The following is a 15,315-nucleotide window of genomic DNA, read 5'->3' as shown; positions in this document are numbered from 1 at the left end:
CGCTCCACCTACGCAAAGGGGAAAAAGATGCGCAAGATCATGCGCGCCGTCCTGACCGGCGGCGTGGCCGCCGGCATCGCTCTGACGTCCACCGCCGCCTACGCCGACACCACCTACACCGAGTACGCGGCGCCCGGCTGTGGAGCCAAGTCCGTCTTCAAGACGTACGGCGACCACCTGTACATCACGGACACCGAGGCGGACGGTCACTCCGCCGTGGGTGTCATCGAGAGCGGCACCAAGTACTTCTACTGGAACTCGAACGGCAACGGTACGACCCGTCACGTCGATCTCGATCTGCCCGAGAACATCGCGATCGCCCTCGGCGCGATGACCGGCGACTGGCAGGGCACCCCGACCGGCGGATTGGACTTCTCCTGCCTCAGCACGCAGACGATCATGACTTCGTGACGACGCGATGAGGGCAGGACATCTCGCGCGGCTGGGGATCCTGATCGCGACGCCCCTTCTGCTGGCCGCCTGTGCCACGCACGAACCGGGCGCGGCGGAGGAGAGCCGTCCGCCGATGCCCACCATGGGCTCGGCCGTCGGTGAGAAGCTCACGAAGGGCATCGAGGGCGCCAAGAATGCCGGTCTGGGTGCCACGTTCGTCGATACGACGGACCGGCACCGGTCCATCGACCTGGAGTCCGCGGCCCGCTACACGATCTGCTCCCAGCAGCCGGTCCCCGAGATGCGGGCCGTGAAGTTCTACGTCGCGCCCAGTTCCAGCCGGTGCCCCAGCAGTGCCGGTGGGGCCGGATGACGTTCCCGCCCCCGCCGCCGCGCGGCCATGGGTACCTGCCGCGCAGGGGGCGGACGGCGCACGGCGCGGCACAGTAAAGTAGGCCGCGCCTCAGGCGGCCGTGATGGAACTGGCAGTCATGCTGGGTTTAGGTCCCAGTGGGTTCACGCCCGTGTGGGTTCGAATCCCACCGGCCGCACCGCCCCCCACCTTCGAACCGAAGGTGGGGGGCGTTCGCTTGTCAGCCCAGCAGCTCCCGCACGACCGGCACCAGCGCCCGGAACGCCTTCCCCCGGTGGCTGATCGCGTTCTTCTCGTCGGGGCTCAGCTCCGCGCAGGTGCGGCTCTCGCCGTCCGGCTGGAGGATCGGGTCGTAGCCGAAACCGTTCGTGCCCGCCGGGGCGTGCCGCAGGACGCCCCTGAGCTGCCCCTCGACCACCCGCTCCGTGCCGTCCGGCAGGGCCAGCGCCGCCGCGCAGGCGAAGTGCGCGCCCCGGTGTTCCTCGGCGATGTCGGAGATCTGGGCCAGCAGGAGGTCCAGGTTGGCCTTGTCGTCGCCGTGGGCGCCCGCCCAGCGGGCGGAGAAGATGCCGGGGGCGCCGTTCAGGACGTCGACGCAGAGGCCCGAGTCGTCGGCGACGGCGGGGAGGCCGGTGGCCCGCGCCAGGGCATGGGCCTTGAGGAGGGCGTTCTCCGCGAAGGTGACGCCGGTCTCCCGGACGTCGGGGATGTCGGGGTAGGCGTCGGCGCCGATCAGTTCGTGGGGGAGGCCTGCTTCGGCGAGGATGGCCCTCAGTTCGGTGATCTTTCCGGCGTTGCGGGTGGCGAGGATCAGGCGGGTCATGGGGGCCAGTATCCCTTGGCGGACCCGGCCCCCACGCCGTCAGGGCCTGCTGGCCGCCGGAGGGGCCGAGGGCCCCTGGGAGCCGCGCGCCGGACGCGTCGCCGCCCTGGCCTTGCTCGCGGCCGCGGTCAGCGGGCGGGCGATGTCCTCGAGGGACCGGCGTTCGGCGTTCACTGCGAGGAACGCGGCGACGAGACCGGCCGCGCACATCAGCCCGGCGCCGATCTGGAACGCCAGGACGGTGTCGCCGACCTTGCCGGTGCTGGTGAGGTCGGCGAAGAGCAGCGGGCCGCTGATGCCGCCGGCGGCGGTGCCGAGGGCGTAGAAGAAGGCGATCGACATGGCCCGGGTCTCCATCGGGAAGATCTCGGAGACCGTCAGATAGGCGCTGGAGGCACCGGCGGAGGCGAAGAAGAGCACCGCGCACCAGCAGGCGGTGAGGGTGCCGGCGCTGAGGGAGCCGCGGTCGAAGAGCCAGGCGGTGCCGAACAGCAGCAGGCCCGACAGCAGGTACGTCGAGGAGATCATCACGCGGCGGCCGACGGTGTCGAAGAGGTGGCCGAGCAGCAGCGGGCCGCAGAAGTTGCCGACGGCGATGACGGCGAAGTAGTAGCCGGTGTGGTCGGCCGGCACGTCGAAGAACTTGGTCAGGATGGCGCCGAAGCCGAAGGTGATGGCGTTGTAGAGGAACGCCTGGCCGATGAAGAGGGAGAAGCCGAGGACGGCGCGCTTGCGGTACCGGCCGAAGACGGTGCGCGCGATCTCCATGAAGGAGACGCTCTTGCGCTGGTGGATCTCGAGTTCGCCCTCGGGTTCGGCGAGGGGTTCGCCCTTCTCCGCCTGTACCTGGCGTTCGATGCCGGTGACGATCTCCTCCGCCTCCCGGTCGCGGCCGTGGATGAGCAGCCACCGTGGGCTCTCGGGGACGTGCCGGCGGACGAGCAGGATGACCAGGGCGAGGACGGCGCCGAGCGCGAAGGTGAGGCGCCAGCCGATGTTGGCCGGGAGCAGGTCGGTGTTGAGGGCGAGGATGGACAGCAGGGAGCCACCGACGGCGCCGAGCCAGAAGCTGCCGTTGATGACGAGGTCGACGCGGCCCCGGTAGTTCGCGGGGATGAGCTCGTCGATGGCGCTGTTGATGGCCGCGTACTCGCCGCCGATGCCGAAGCCGGTCAGGAACCGGAACAGGAAGAACCACCAGGCCTCGGTGGACACGGCGGTGAGGGCGGTGGCCGCGAGATACACCGCGAGGGTGATCATGAACAGCTTCTTGCGGCCGAAGCGGTCGGTGAGCCGGCCCCAGAACAGCGCTCCGACGCAGGCGCCTGCCACGTAGAGCGCGGCGGCGATGCCGGTGATCTGCCCCGAGCTGATGCTCAGCCCGCTGCCGGGTTCGGATAGGCGGCCGGCGATGTTGCCGACGACGGTGACCTCGAGGCCGTCGAGGATCCATACGGTGCCCAGGCCGATGACGATCGACCAGTGCCACCGGGACCAGGGCAGGCGGTCGAGCCGGGCGGGGATGTTCGTGGTGATGGTCCGGCCGCTCTGCGGTGCCGGTGCTGCGGCTGTGCTCATGGGCTCCCCTCAACGCCGAAGGACGGCATACGGGTGCCCGCGCGGCGCCGGAGTAGGCCCGGGGCGGTTCCGGGGCGGTCCTGTCTCAGGCGCCCACGGCGCGGGTGACGACGTAGATGAGCAGGCCCGCAAGCGAGCCGACGACGGTGCCGTTGATACGGATGAACTGCAGGTCGCGGCCGATGTGGGCCTCGATCTTGCGGGTGGTGTGCTCAGCGTCCCAGCCGGCGACGGTGTCGGTGATCAGGGAGGTGATCTCCCTGCGGTAGGTGGTGACGACGTGCACGGCCGCGCCCTCGACCCAGCCGTCGACCTTCTGCTGCACCTTCGGCTCGCTCGCCATCCGGGTGCCCAGCGAGAGCAGGGCGGCCCGCACCCGCATCCGCAGCTCGCTGCGCTCGTCCCCGGCCGCCGCGACGACCATGGAGCGTACGGCGGTCCAGGCAGAGGCGATCAGGTCCTGCACCTCGCCGCGGCCGAGGATGTCGCCCTTGAGCCGCTCCACCCGCGCGCGGGTGTCGGTGTCGGACTGCAGGTCGTAGGCGAAGTCGGTGAGGAAGCGGTCGAGGGCGCCGCGGGCCGGGTGGGAGGGCATGTCCCGCATCTCGGTGACGAAGCGCAGCAGTTCCTTGTAGACGCGGTCGCCGACCTTCTTGTCGACGAAGCGCGGGGTCCAGCCGGGCGCTCCGCCCTCGACGGCGCTCATCACGTCGGCGCGGTGCAGTTCCAGCCAGTCGTGGGCGCGGGCGACGACCAGGTCGACGACGCGTTTGTGGCCGCCGTCGGCGACGATCCGCTCGAGCATCTTGCCGAGGCCCGGCGCGATCTCCTGGACGTCGGCCCGCCGGGTGACGGCCTCCGTCACGACTGCCTGGACGTCCCGGTCGCGCATGACGGTGAGGGCGCCGCGCAGCGCGGTGGCGAGTTCGGCGGTGACCCGGTCGGCGTGCTCCGGCCGGGCGAGCCAGTTGCCGAGCCGGCTGCCGATGCCGACGGCGCGCAGCCGCTGCCGTACGACGTCCTGGGAGAGGAAGTTCTCGCCGACGAACTCGCCGAGGGATACGCCGAGCTGGTCCTTCTTGGTGGGGATGATCGCGGTGTGCGGGATGGGCAGCCCGAGGGGGTGCCGGAAGAGGGCGGTGACGGCGAACCAGTCGGCGAGCGCGCCGACCATGCCGGCCTCGGCCGCGGCGGCCACGTAGCCCGCCCAGGGGCCCGCGCCCTGGTGGGTGGCGAGCCGGGCGAGCACGTAGACGAGGGCGACGAACAGCAGCAGTCCGGTCGCGGTGAGTTTCATCCGCCGTACGCCCCGCTGCCGTTCCTCGTCGGCCGGGGTGAAGGTGTTCATGGTCCGGTGCGACGCGGTCTGCTGCGCCGTCGTCCGGTCCGCTGTTCGTGTCTCGGTGCGTTCCATCAGCTCCACCCGTACTCCGCCGTGCGGTGATCCCGCACACAATTGTCCCTTCCTGACCGACTCCCGGAACGAAACAGGAGTTCCCGGCGTCTGTCTGTAGGGGGTTTCGGGCAGGGTCCTGTCAGGTCTCCCGAGCCCATGACGCATCATGGGTTCAACAAGATCGGAGCCTCGGGCTCCCATCTCCCGAGGAGAACAACGCAAGCATGACCAAGCGTCATGTGGGGGGCGCGGGGGCCTCTCCCGCAAAACACCGTGCCGTACTCAGCGCGCTGGTCGCCCTGATCGTGGCCGTGTCCGCAGCCGTCTACGTCACGGTGGCCGCGGACGACACCACCCCCAGCAGCACCTTCGCCGGCAGTCGCCCGCGCCATGGTTCCTCCGTCGCTCCCGCGTCGACCGGCACCTGGGTCGGTGCCTGGTCCACGGCGCCCGTGGGCGGCGAGCCGGGCACCGAGACCGCCGGTCTCGCCGGCCGTTCGGTGCGCAACGTCGTGCACGCGAGCACCGCGGGAACGAGTGCCCGCATCACGCTGTCCAACCTCTACGGACAGTCCCCGCTGACCATCACGCACGCCTCCCTGGCCGTGGCGTCGGGTCCCGGCGCCGCCGAGGCCGACGCGGAGACCATGCGGCGGCTGACGTTCAACGGCGCCACCCGCGTCGTGATCCCGCCCGGCGGCCAGGTACTCAGCGACGCCGTGCGCGTGGCCATCCCGCACGACTCGGACGTGCTGGTCACCACGTACTCGCCGACCCCGTCGGGCCCGGTCACCTACCACCCGCACGCGCAGCAGATGTCATACGTGGCCCAGGGCGACCGCACGGAGGACGCGACGGGCGCCGCGTACAGCGAACAGACGCCGTACTGGCGCTATCTGACGGCCCTTGACGTGCTGAGCAACGAGGCGACGGGCACGGTGGTCGTCTTCGGCGACTCCATCACCGACGGCATAACGTCCACGGTCGGCGCCAACCGCCGCTGGACCGACGTCCTCGCGGGCCGGCTGCACACGGCGGTGGCTGGCGGTGACGCCCTGCCCCGCTACGGCATCGTCAACGAGGGCATCAGCGGCAACCAGGTCCTCGCCGACGGGCTGGGCCGTCCGGCGGAGAACCAGAGCGGCCTCGGCCGCTTCGGCCGGGACACGCTCTCCCGGACCAATGTGAAGGTCGTCGTCATCGACCTCGGGATCAACGACATCATCCGCAACCCGGCCCTCGCCGACCCGGACAGGATCACCGGCGGTCTGCGCACCCTGGTCCGCCAGGCGCACGCCCGCGGGCTCAGGGTGGTCGGCGCGACCCTCATGCCGTTCCGCGGCCACCGCGGCTGGACGCCGGCCCGCGAGGCGGTGCGGCAGCAGGTCAACGCGGAGATCCGGTCCGGCCGGGTCTACGACTCGGTCGTCGACTTCGACCGGGCCCTGCGGGACCCGTACGACGCGCGCCGGCTGCGCCCCGAGTACGACTCCGGCGACCATCTGCACCCCAGTGACCTGGGCTTCGCCAAGATGGGCGACATCTTCGACCTGGGTGCGCTGAAGGGTGCTGGTCAGGCGGAGCTGTAGCCGGCGGCCCTCAGCGGTCGGTGAGGTCCACGATCACGTCGCAGTGCGGATCGCCGGAAGGCCGGTGCAGATGCCCGTTCGCCAGGAACGCCGGTGAAACCAGAGCGGCGAGCAGGCCGGGACCCGTCCGGCTGATCAGCACGTCCACACCGTAGGTGCGCTCCCGCTCGGGTGAACGGAAATAGAGGCGCATGCGGTCGTCGCCCGTGATGACCGCCCTGATGAACAGCGGCTTCCATGCCACGTGCTCGGTGACGAAGGAGCGGACGAGCTCGAGCAGCCGGCCGGCAGCCGACTGCTCGACCGCCGGATCGGGAACCGTCACAGCCTCTCAGCCGCGCCGGTCGGCGACGGCCCAGGAGGCCAGGGCGACGGCGCCCGCGACGCCGAGAACGGACGGCCAGGCGCCGACCTTCTTGGCCAGCGGATGCGACCCGGCGAACGCGGCGACGTACCCGGCGGTCAGCGCACCCGCGGCCCTACCGCCCGCCTGCCTGTGCCACCGCTGCGCGGCGGCGGCCCCCGCGGCGGCCAGGACGGCCCCGCCGAGCTGCCGCTTCCCGGTCCAGCGGGCGACGCCGTACCCGCCGACGAGCCCGGTCGCGGCGATCGCCGCGCTGGGAACCCTGGCCATGAGCTGCCTCCATCTACGTCGACACGCCTTGGTGCGCTTCGTGTGCCTTTGTTGCCTGGCCCGAGGCTATAGCGCGCCCATTCGGCTCCGACAAGCTGAGTCGAGGCTTGTCAACTTTCCGGCCGCGAGCTATATAAATAGTCGAAGGGCATCGCACCCAGCACCTGACGAGAGGAGTGAGCCGTGATGCTCATGCGTACGGACCCGTTCCGCGAATTCGACCGACTCGCGCAGCAGGTCTTCGGCAGCGCGAACGCCACCGCCGGCCGCCCGTCGGCCATGCCGATGGACGCCTACCGCTCCGGTGACGACTTCCTGGTCCACTTCGACCTTCCCGGCATCGACCCCGAGACGATCGAGCTGGACGTCGAGCGCAACGTCCTCAACGTCCGCGCCGAGCGCCGCAACCCAGCGCCGGAGGGCGCCGAGATGATCGTCGCCGAGCGCCCCACGGGCACCTTCACCCGTCAGCTCTTCCTCGGCGAGACCCTCGACACCGAGCGCATCGACGCCTCGTACGAGTCCGGCGTCCTGACCCTGCGCATCCCGGTGGCCGAACAGGCCAAGCCGCGCCGCATCCAGATCAGCGGCGGCGACAGCGGCCGCAAGCAGATCACCGGCTGAGCGCGCCCAGGTCGCGTTCTCCGCGCCCCGTGGCCCCGAGCGGGGGCCCGGGGCGCCGCCGCGCGCCCGCCCACGCCCGCCCGCCGCGCCGGGGCGGATGCCGCCACACGAGCCGCGAGCGGTGCACGGGCCGCATGCCACCACATGCCGCACTTTGGCCGAATTCCCGCTCATGCGCGTCGCATTACGGGGTACCGGGCTCCCGGTGCCCGAAGTCCCGGAGGAGGATCCACCACGATGACCGTGACGACCCCGCAGCCGAGAACGACCATCCCCGCCCCCGCCGCCACCGCGGCCCCGTCGCTGCGCCCGCTCGCCCCCGAGGCCGGCGCCGACACCGCGCGCTGGGAGGCACTCACCGAGGCGGTGCGCGAGGCCGGTCAGTACCCGACGGCGGCCGAGGCCGAGCGCGTCACCCGTACCGTCCTCACCGCCCTGGGCGGCCATGTGACCGGCGAGGAACGAGTCGCCCTCGCCCAGGCCCTGCCCAGGCAGGCGGGCCTGCTGCTCGCCTCCCAGATCCCCGCGGCCACCCCGCTGTCCGCCCGTGAGTTCGTCGAGTCCGTGGCGAGCCACCTCGGTGACGCCACCCCGGCCACGGCCCGGTGGGACGTCAGCTCGGTCCTCGGTGTCCTTGCGGACACCGCCGGAGAGCCCCTGACGACCCGTGTCCTGGCCCAACTCCCCCCGGGCTACGCCCTGCTGTTCGGCCGCGCGGACCTGGCGGCGACGGCATAGAACTCCGCCCGCGCCCCGGCCCTCCACCCCGCCCTTCCGGGCGCCCGCCGTCGTCCGTCCGACGACTGCCGACGGCGGCGCCCGGTGACCGGCCCGACGGCCCGTAGGCCAGAAGGCGACCGGCCGGCCGGTCAGACCCGTTCGAGTGCCCGGTGAGGCCCGTCGGGCAGCTCCACGGAGATCGTGTCCCCGGCGCGGACGACGCCACCCACCCTCACCACACCCATGACCCCGGCCCGGTACCGGACGTGCCCGTCCGCGTCGCGCCCCACGACCCGCTTCAGCAGCCCCCGCTGGAAGTCGTCGATCTGAAGACACGGGTTGCGCAGCCCGGTCACCTCCACGACGGCCTCGTCCCCGATCCGCAGCACCGCCCCGGTGGGCAGACCCAGCAGGTCGATCCCCCGGGTGGTGATGTTCTCGCCGAGCTCCCCGGCCGCCACCCGGAACCCGCTCTCCCCGACCTCCTGGAACAGCTCCTCATGGATGAGGTGCACCTGCCGGAGGTTCGGCTGGGTCGGGTCCTGGGCGACGCGCGACCGGTGCTTCACGGTCACCCCGGCATGCACGTCCCCCTCGACCCCGAGGCCGGCGAGCAGGGTGATCCGCTCCCGGTTGGGCTTGGTGAAGGAGTACTCGCCGTTGCTGCTGACGGCAGTGACAGTCGCGCTCATCGCGGGCCCCCGTATCGGTTCTTCGTCGCAAGATCCACCGAGAGCCTAGCGGCAGCCCTGATTGGCATACGGCGAGGCGTACTTCACGCCCCGGCCGTGCGACGGACCTGTGCCACCGCCACGACGGACCCCTTGGCCACCGCCCCGACGCTCCACCGAGCCGATGCTCCGAGCATCCTCGAGCCACCGATTTCGTTCGCCTACCTGACACGGGCTCGGGTACCCGCATCGGAGCACGCCCCATGGCCGAGTCCGGCACGAGGTGACAGCAACGGAGACCCAGATGAAGGCCAGCCGATCAGCAGCCCCGCAGACCGCCGGGTCGGTCACAGCGGAACCGCCGTCCGCTCACGTCCTGTCCGGACGCTACCGGTTGGGCGCGAGAATCGGATCGGGAGGCATGGCCGACGTCTACGAGGCCCTCGACACGCGCCTCGAGCGGCCCGTCGCCGTCAAGGTCTTCCGGCCGGGCCCGGGCCCGCATACCGAGGACCGCCTCACCGCGGAGGCCGTCCTCCTCGCCGGCCTCCAGCACCCCGGACTGGTCACGGTCTACGACTCCGGCCGCGAGGACGACCGCACCTACCTGGTCATGGAACTCGTCGAAGGCCCCACGCTGCACAGCCTCCTGGAAAGCGGGCCCCTGCCCGAGCGACGAGTGGCGGCCCTGGGCGCAGCCCTCGCACGGGCGCTCGCCCACGTCCACCGGGCCGACATAGTGCACCGCGACGTCAAACCGTCGAACGTCCTGCTGGACCCGGCCGGCGACCCCCACCTGGCCGACTTCGGCATAGCGCGCCTGGCGGACGCCACCCGCCGGACGGCACCCGACGCGCTGACCGGCACCGCCGCGTATCTGGCGCCCGAGCAGGTCGAGGGCGGGCACGTCGGACCGCCCACCGACGTCTACGCGCTCGGCCTGGTCCTGCTGGAGTGCCTGAAAGGGGGACTGGAATACCCGGGGACCCCCCTGGAGGCAGCGGTCGCCCGCCTCCTGCGCGCACCCGAGATACCCGCCTGGGTCTCCCCGGACCTGGCGGCACTGCTCCGCGCCATGACCGCCAAGGACCCCGAGGCCCGCCCCGACGCCGAACAGTGCGCGCAGACGCTGGCGACCCTGAACGCGCCCAGCGCCGCCGCCCCTGTTGCGGGGCTCACGACGACGCGGGAATCGACAGCGGCCCGCCCCGCCCGTACGGAAGGGCTGAGGACGGCGTCAGCGATCCCGCCCGCCCACGCCCGCGGACCGGCGGCCGTCCCGGGCCACGCCCGTACCGACCGCCGCCCGCACAGCCGCCGCCTGGCAGTGGGCACCGCCCTGGCCGCCCTCTCCGTGACCCTGGGCGCGACCCTCGCCCTGGCCCCGGGCACCAGCAGCAGCGGCGACGAACGCGCCGACAAGGCCTCCGCCGCCACGACCCCCGGCCACCCGCCGTCCGGCAAGTCCGAATCCGGCGACAAGCCCGGCACCGCCCCGCCGACCGGCGCCCAGTCCGACGCGAGGACCTTTGGCCGACCCACTCCGGCAACCGCAGCCACCACCCCCCACGCCCAGCCCGTCTCCATGAACCTGCCCTCGCGCGACCGAGCAACCCCGAAGCCCCTCACCCCGCCCGGCAAGAAGGCCACCAACGCCCACGGCTCCTCCGCCCACCGCCCCGGCAACACGGAGCACCCGCCCCACGCCGCCCCGCACGCTCCCGGCCATGGCAACAAGCCTCCCCGGCACACGACGCCGGGCAACGAGGAGTGAGGCCGGCCCGCCGAGCCGCCCCGCATCTCCGCACCCTTCCACGGCCTGGCCCCGCCTCGCGGGGCTGTGATCGCGGCGAACGCGAAACCCGGTGGACACGGCTCCCGCGTGCGTCCTAGCCTCACCGAGGTTCCGAAGATCCGTACGTCCGGATGAGGTGCATTCGATGACGGTCCAGGCAACGGCGGCCAGCGTCAACAGGCCGTCCAACGCGCATGCCATGACCTCATCGGACACAAGGAACCCCAACAGTGGATCTTCCACGTGAATTCACCATCCGCGAGAGCAGCCACCGCATCCACAACCCGTTCACCAGCGAGAAGCTGGCTGCCCTGGGCCAGGCGCTGCACCTGACCCCCGGGACGCGCGCGCTCGACCTCGCCAGCGGATCGGGCGAGATGCTGTGCACCTGGGCGCACGCCCACCGCATCGTCGGGACCGGCGTGGACATCAGCACCGAGTTCACGGCCAGGGCCCGTGCCCGGGCTGTCGAACTCGGCGTTGCCGATCAGCTGGACTTCATCCACGGCGACGCGTCCGGCTACGTGGCGGACGAACCCGTCGACCTCGCCGCGTGCATCGGTGCGACCTGGATCGGCGACGGAGTGGCCGGCACGATCGATCTGCTGCGGCGCAGTCTCCGCCCCGGCGGCACGCTGCTGATCGGCGAGCCGTACTGGCGTCACGAACCCCCGGACCAGCACACCGTCGAAGCGTGCCACGCCGGCACCAAGGAGGACTTCCGGCTGCTGCCGGAGCTCATCGAGCAGTTCGGTGAACTGGGCTACGACGTCGTCGAGATGGTGCTCGCCGACCAGGACAGCTGGGACCGGTATCGGGCCGCCCAGTGGCTCAACATCCGACGCTGGCTCGACCGGAACCCCGACGACGAGCTGGCCGCAGAGCTGAGAGCCGACCTCTCCCGGGAACCGGCCCGCTATGCCAGGTACGAGCGCGAGTACCTCGGCTGGGGGGTCTTCGCCCTCATGAGCCGCTGACGGTCAGGTCGAGGCCGGGGCCGGGGGCGGCGGTTTGCCGCCGGCCCCGGCTTGCGCGTTCAGCTTGCGGTGATTGCTGAGTAGGTCCACACGTCCGCCGGAAGCTGGTGTTCCAGGCGCCAGGTGATCGCCATCGGCTTGCTGCCGGTGTGGCTCTCGTAGGCGGCCGGGCCGAGGAGTATCCACGGCTGGGACTTGCCTATGTCGGTGTTCTTGTAGCGGCGCACGAACAGCAGGACGTGGCTTCCCCTGTGCTTGTGCTTCCGGTACCGCAGGCCGGTACGGGAGTCCTCCGCCGTCGCGTTCTGTGACTCCCAATGGAACAGCGTCGGGCTCAGCGCGTAGTCCTTGTAGCGGACTGTGGGGGAGACGTCCTTCTCGTTCTTCTCCAGCGTGATGAGCAGGGCGTCCGTCTCCAGTTCCTCGACCCACTGGACGCCTTGGGCAAAGGAGCGCGGCATCTGCCCGCCGAAGCGGGCTACCCCGAGAGCAGCAAGGATCTCGGAACGGTTGTACGCGCTGTGGACCCTCAGCGGAACATGGCTGAGACGGCCGGACAGCGGGATCGGGAAGTGGTCTGCCTGCTCCATGACGTGCGACAGCACCTGCCGCAGCTCATCGCGGAACGCCCGCTGAGCGCGCAGCGAATCAAGGCCTTCCTGAAAGCTGGTGAACCCACCCGCGTTGTCCCACAGGTTGAAGAACAGCATGCGGGCGTACGACTGATCGGTCGGAGACAGTTCCTCGTACGACGGGGCGCCGTCCTCGAGGAGCCGGAGATAGGCCGCGGCGCGCTCCGGGTCGTCCACGTGGAGGAACGCGTGCACCCGCTTGAGCAGCGCCGCCTCTCGTGGTGCCGGGGCCTCTTCGATCAGGCCGGCTCGCCGAAGGACGGTAGTCCAGGAGTTCTCACTCTTGTAGAGCTCCTTGATCTCCCGGCGGCTCTCGCGAAGGTAGTCGGCGAGACGGGGGGTGCTGTACGCCTTGACCTCGTTCACCAGCGTCTTCACGGTGGCGCCCAGTTGCGTACGGATGTTGTCCAGGACGAGGTCTTTGGACTTGCCCTCCAGGATGATCTGGCAGCCGGACGGCAGTTGCGGGAAGTCGCGTTCGATGTGATCGACGAGCCGGTTCCGCGAGAGGTTGGTCAGAGCCCGGAACTGCTCCTCGAAACGGAACTCAGCTCGATGCTGCCCGATGAAGTCGAGCACGGTCAGTACGGGCTTCGTCTCGGTGCGCCTCAGCCCTCGCCCCAACTGCTGGAGGAAGACGGTGGCACTGCTGGTGGGGCGGAGGAGGAGCAGAGTGTCCACGTCGGGGATGTCCAGCCCCTCGTTGAACAGGTCGACCGAGAAGATCACCTGAAGCTTCCCTCCGCGCAGATCGGAGAGCGCTCGGGCGCGCACTTCGGCCGGGGAGTCGCTGTCGAGTGCTATGGCCTGGAAACCGGCCTGGGTGAAGAAGTCCGCCATGAAGTGGGCGTGCGCCTTGGTGACGCAGAAACCCAGTGCCCTCATGGCGCCGGGGTTGGAGACCTTGTCCCGGATCTGCCTCACCACGATCCGGGCACGGGCGTGGTTGCCCGTGTAGAGGTTGCCTAGTTCCTGGTCGGCGTACGTGCCCTTCTGCCAGCCAAGGTTCGTCAGATCGGTACCGTCCGGAGTACCGAAGTAGTGGAAGGGGCAGAGCAGGTCGTTCTCCAGAGCCTCCCACAGCCGCATTTCGGCGGCGATACGGCCGTCGAAGAACTCGTCCTGCACGTTTCGCCCGTCCATCCGCTCGGGCGTTGCGGTGAGGCCCAGCAGCTCCCGCGGAGTGAAGTGGTCGATGACCCGCCGGTACGTGGCGGCGGTGGCGTGGTGGAACTCGTCGATGACGATGACGTCGAAGTGCTCGGGTGCCAGTTGCTCAAGCCTTGAGACGTTGAGTGACTGGACGCTCGCGAACACGTGCTCCCAGGCGCGGGGTTCCGTGCCGGCGTGCAGCAGCTCGCCGAATGAGGCGTCGTCCAGGACCTCCTGATAGGTGCGCAGCGACTGCCTGAGGATCTCCTTACGGTGGGCCACGAACAGCAGCCTCGGCCGATCGCTCTTCGACGGTCCGCACAGGCTCCGGTAGTCCAGGGCCGCCATCACGGTCTTGCCGGTACCGGTCGCCGCGACCAGCAGGTTCCGGTGCCGCCCTCGGATCTCCCGTTCGACGGTGAGCCGCTCCAGCATGTCCCGCTGATGCGGGAAGGGCCGTACCTGAAGGCCGGAAAGGTTGATCTTCAGGTCGGCGGCGGACGTGCCGCCCCCGGCCTGGGCCAATGCTCCGTCGAGGCGTTCACCGTGCAGATCGGGGTCGTACGTCTCGAACGCCGTGTCGTTCCAGTACGCGTCGAAGGTCGCCTCGAACTTGTCGAGCACCGCGGGTGTCGCGATCGAGGACAGGCGGACGTTCCACTCCACGCCATCGAGTAGCGCGGCTCTGGAGAGGTTCGAGCTGCCGACGTACGCCGTGTCGAAGCCCGTCCTGCGCCGGAACAGCCACGCCTTGGCGTGCAGGCGGGTGGAGCGGATTTCGTAGTTCACCTTGACGGTGGCACCGAAGTCGCGGACCAGGCGGTCGAGCGCGTGGCGGTCGGTGGCGCCCATGTACGTGGTCGTGATGACCCGAATCGGTACGCCTCGCTCCTTGGCGGCGCGCAGGGCGTCCTCGAGAACCCGGATGCCGTACCACTTCACGAAGGCGCAGATCAGATCGATGCGGTCTGCCGTGGCGAGCTCGGCCCGCAACTCCGAGCCCAGACTGAGGTCTTCCGGAGAGTTCGTGAGCAGCGATGTCTCGGAGAGCGGGGTGAGCGGCCGGATCGCGTACGCCCCTGGTGCCTCCTGCTTCGCCAGTGCGAGCAACTGCCGCGGACCTTCTGCGACCGTGCTGACCGGCTCGGGTTCGCCGTGCTCAGGAGCAGCGGTACTCAGGGACGTCAGGATCTGGTTGGCGAACCGAACCTGCTGGGAGGGTGGGAGCCGATCGAGCTTGCGAGCGACTACCTCACCGATGTGACGGGCAAGCACATGGGGTGCCGACTCCGCGCTGACTTCCGCGTCGACGGCCTTCCAGCCCATGGCCTCGAGCTGCCCCAGCGCCTCGCTCACGTCGTCGGTGATCAGCTGCTCGTACACGCCGGCGACCGGCTGCATCCGTCCCCCTGGCTGTGCCACCTTGACCCCCTCGACCACTTTCCATGTGCATCTGTTTTAACAGGGGGCACTGACACACGTCCTCGGCTACATCAGGGAGAAAACCCCCAACCCCACGCCGAACGCCATGGAAAACACGCACCACACCAAGTTCGCGGTAGGCGAGTACGACTTCGCCGTGCGGACCACCACCACGCGTCGCGGGTCGTCCGGGGCGTAGCGCAGGATCACCGGCGTTCCGCGGTACAGGGCGTTGGGGGAGGCGCAGTTCAGGGGGACCTGGCGGTAGGTCTGGGTGGCGGGGGCTGTGGGGTGGCCCGGGGGTGGGGCCTGGTAGCGGATCTGGGGTGGGTGGTAGGACGTGCCGACGCGGCGGGGCGAGTTGGCCACCTCGCCCCGCGTCTGGACGCCCCGCGTGCCGAGCTGGTCCAGGGACCGGCGGGCGCGCACGGCGGCGTGGGTGCCGTGGGCGCCGATGAACGTCCAGAAGGCGGCGAAGAGGAGGGAGATGGTCAGCCAGGGTTGCGGCATGGCCGGCTCCGCCCCCCTCCGCCTCG

The 15,315-nt window shown here is 70.6% G+C and carries 15 protein-coding genes and 1 tRNA gene; 8 read left to right on the top strand and 8 right to left on the bottom strand.

The features are described 5' to 3' along the window. Positions 1-27 precede the first annotated feature (27 nt). The 3 genes from ACZ6B1_RS07500 (at position 28) to ACZ6B1_RS07490 (ending at position 944) form a co-directional block, all read left to right on the top strand. A complete protein-coding gene (locus ACZ6B1_RS07500; RefSeq protein ID WP_199210708.1) occupies positions 28-411 on the top strand; it encodes a hypothetical protein in 384 nt (127 codons plus the stop codon). A gap of 7 nt (positions 412-418) precedes the next feature. Next, positions 419-766: a hypothetical protein gene (locus ACZ6B1_RS07495; RefSeq protein ID WP_468775809.1), complete on the top strand. Its 348-nt coding sequence runs from the start codon at positions 419-421 to the stop codon at positions 764-766. A 94-nt stretch (positions 767-860) separates the two neighbouring features. Beyond that, positions 861-944 (top strand) — tRNA-Leu (locus ACZ6B1_RS07490). A 42-nt stretch (positions 945-986) separates the two neighbouring features. On the opposite strand, the gene rdgB is transcribed toward ACZ6B1_RS07490, so the two are convergent. From rdgB to ACZ6B1_RS07475, 3 genes are all read right to left on the bottom strand, one after another. Continuing rightward, complete coding sequence (gene rdgB, locus ACZ6B1_RS07485; protein ID WP_468775808.1) at positions 987-1,589, bottom strand: RdgB/HAM1 family non-canonical purine NTP pyrophosphatase; 603 nt, start codon at positions 1,587-1,589, stop codon at positions 987-989. 39 nt (positions 1,590-1,628) lie between these two features. Beyond that, complete coding sequence (locus tag ACZ6B1_RS07480; protein WP_468775806.1) at positions 1,629-3,167, bottom strand: MFS transporter; 1,539 nt, start codon at positions 3,165-3,167, stop codon at positions 1,629-1,631. Positions 3,168-3,252: 85 nt separating this feature from the next. Next, positions 3,253-4,581 (bottom strand): DUF445 domain-containing protein, encoded by a 1,329-nt coding sequence (locus ACZ6B1_RS07475; protein WP_468775804.1) that lies wholly within the window; start codon positions 4,579-4,581, stop codon positions 3,253-3,255. A gap of 206 nt (positions 4,582-4,787) precedes the next feature. On the opposite strand from ACZ6B1_RS07475, the gene ACZ6B1_RS07470 reads away from it, so the two are divergent. After that, positions 4,788-6,152: an SGNH/GDSL hydrolase family protein gene (locus ACZ6B1_RS07470; protein WP_468775803.1), complete on the top strand. Its 1,365-nt coding sequence runs from the start codon at positions 4,788-4,790 to the stop codon at positions 6,150-6,152. A 10-nt stretch (positions 6,153-6,162) separates the two neighbouring features. Here the strand turns inward: ACZ6B1_RS07470 and ACZ6B1_RS07465 are convergent, their stop codons facing one another. Then, entirely contained in the window at positions 6,163-6,477 is a 315-nt protein-coding gene (locus tag ACZ6B1_RS07465) for a hypothetical protein (RefSeq protein WP_468775802.1), read from the bottom strand. A 6-nt stretch (positions 6,478-6,483) separates the two neighbouring features. Continuing rightward, on the bottom strand, positions 6,484-6,786 hold the full coding sequence (locus ACZ6B1_RS07460; RefSeq protein ID WP_468775800.1) for a hypothetical protein: 303 nt from the start codon (positions 6,784-6,786) through the stop codon (positions 6,484-6,486). A gap of 186 nt (positions 6,787-6,972) precedes the next feature. Here ACZ6B1_RS07460 and ACZ6B1_RS07455 point away from each other — a divergent pair, with 186 nt between their 5' ends. Further along, positions 6,973-7,410, top strand: a complete 438-nt coding sequence (locus ACZ6B1_RS07455; RefSeq protein WP_468775798.1) for an Hsp20/alpha crystallin family protein — start codon at positions 6,973-6,975, stop codon at positions 7,408-7,410. A gap of 237 nt (positions 7,411-7,647) precedes the next feature. After that, the gene (locus ACZ6B1_RS07450; RefSeq protein WP_468775796.1) at positions 7,648-8,148 is read left to right on the top strand and encodes a DUF2267 domain-containing protein; all 501 of its coding nucleotides are present in this window, start codon (positions 7,648-7,650) and stop codon (positions 8,146-8,148) included. Positions 8,149-8,279: 131 nt separating this feature from the next. On the opposite strand, the gene ACZ6B1_RS07445 is transcribed toward ACZ6B1_RS07450, so the two are convergent. Continuing rightward, positions 8,280-8,822: an MOSC domain-containing protein gene (locus ACZ6B1_RS07445; protein WP_468775794.1), complete on the bottom strand. Its 543-nt coding sequence runs from the start codon at positions 8,820-8,822 to the stop codon at positions 8,280-8,282. Positions 8,823-9,222: 400 nt separating this feature from the next. Between ACZ6B1_RS07445 and ACZ6B1_RS07440 the strand changes: the two genes are divergently transcribed. Together ACZ6B1_RS07440 and ACZ6B1_RS07435 are read left to right on the top strand one after the other, a co-directional pair. Beyond that, positions 9,223-10,575 (top strand): serine/threonine-protein kinase, encoded by a 1,353-nt coding sequence (locus ACZ6B1_RS07440; RefSeq protein WP_468775793.1) that lies wholly within the window; start codon positions 9,223-9,225, stop codon positions 10,573-10,575. Positions 10,576-10,826: 251 nt separating this feature from the next. Further along, positions 10,827-11,573 (top strand): SAM-dependent methyltransferase, encoded by a 747-nt coding sequence (locus ACZ6B1_RS07435; protein WP_468775792.1) that lies wholly within the window; start codon positions 10,827-10,829, stop codon positions 11,571-11,573. 59 nt (positions 11,574-11,632) lie between these two features. Here ACZ6B1_RS07435 and ACZ6B1_RS07430 read toward each other — a convergent pair whose 3' ends face one another. Beyond that, positions 11,633-14,758, bottom strand: coding sequence for a DEAD/DEAH box helicase (locus tag ACZ6B1_RS07430; protein WP_468776058.1), 3,126 nt, complete (start codon positions 14,756-14,758; stop codon positions 11,633-11,635). Positions 14,759-14,845: 87 nt separating this feature from the next. Beyond that, positions 14,846-15,289 carry a DUF3592 domain-containing protein gene (locus ACZ6B1_RS07425; protein ID WP_468775791.1) on the bottom strand — a complete coding sequence of 148 codons (444 nt, stop codon included), beginning with the start codon at positions 15,287-15,289 and terminating at the stop codon, positions 14,846-14,848. Positions 15,290-15,315 lie beyond the last annotated feature (26 nt).

Source organism: Streptomyces sp. NPDC041129 (genome assembly GCF_055592265.1).
Note: the sequence above shows the minus strand (reverse complement) of the source record. Positions and strands in the feature narration are given on the sequence as shown.

Excerpts from the sequence above, each read along its gene's own strand:
- ACZ6B1_RS07475 (WP_468775804.1), bottom strand. The coding sequence starts at position 4,581 with ATGGAACGCACCGAGACACGAACAGCGGACCGGACGACGGCGCAGCAG.
- rdgB (WP_468775808.1), bottom strand. The coding sequence starts at position 1,589 with ATGACCCGCCTGATCCTCGCCACCCGCAACGCCGGAAAGATCACCGAA.
- ACZ6B1_RS07450 (WP_468775796.1), top strand. The coding sequence starts at position 7,648 with ATGACCGTGACGACCCCGCAGCCGAGAACGACCATCCCCGCCCCCGCC.
- ACZ6B1_RS07495 (WP_468775809.1), top strand. The coding sequence starts at position 419 with ATGAGGGCAGGACATCTCGCGCGGCTGGGGATCCTGATCGCGACGCCC.
- ACZ6B1_RS07425 (WP_468775791.1), bottom strand. The coding sequence starts at position 15,289 with ATGCCGCAACCCTGGCTGACCATCTCCCTCCTCTTCGCCGCCTTCTGG.
- ACZ6B1_RS07440 (WP_468775793.1), top strand. The coding sequence starts at position 9,223 with ATGGCCGACGTCTACGAGGCCCTCGACACGCGCCTCGAGCGGCCCGTC.
- ACZ6B1_RS07470 (WP_468775803.1), top strand. The coding sequence starts at position 4,788 with ATGACCAAGCGTCATGTGGGGGGCGCGGGGGCCTCTCCCGCAAAACAC.
- ACZ6B1_RS07460 (WP_468775800.1), bottom strand. The coding sequence starts at position 6,786 with ATGGCCAGGGTTCCCAGCGCGGCGATCGCCGCGACCGGGCTCGTCGGC.
- ACZ6B1_RS07445 (WP_468775794.1), bottom strand. The coding sequence starts at position 8,822 with ATGAGCGCGACTGTCACTGCCGTCAGCAGCAACGGCGAGTACTCCTTC.
- ACZ6B1_RS07500 (WP_199210708.1), top strand. The coding sequence starts at position 28 with ATGCGCAAGATCATGCGCGCCGTCCTGACCGGCGGCGTGGCCGCCGGC.
- ACZ6B1_RS07430 (WP_468776058.1), bottom strand. The coding sequence starts at position 14,758 with ATGCAGCCGGTCGCCGGCGTGTACGAGCAGCTGATCACCGACGACGTG.
- ACZ6B1_RS07480 (WP_468775806.1), bottom strand. The coding sequence starts at position 3,167 with ATGAGCACAGCCGCAGCACCGGCACCGCAGAGCGGCCGGACCATCACC.
- ACZ6B1_RS07455 (WP_468775798.1), top strand. The coding sequence starts at position 6,973 with ATGCTCATGCGTACGGACCCGTTCCGCGAATTCGACCGACTCGCGCAG.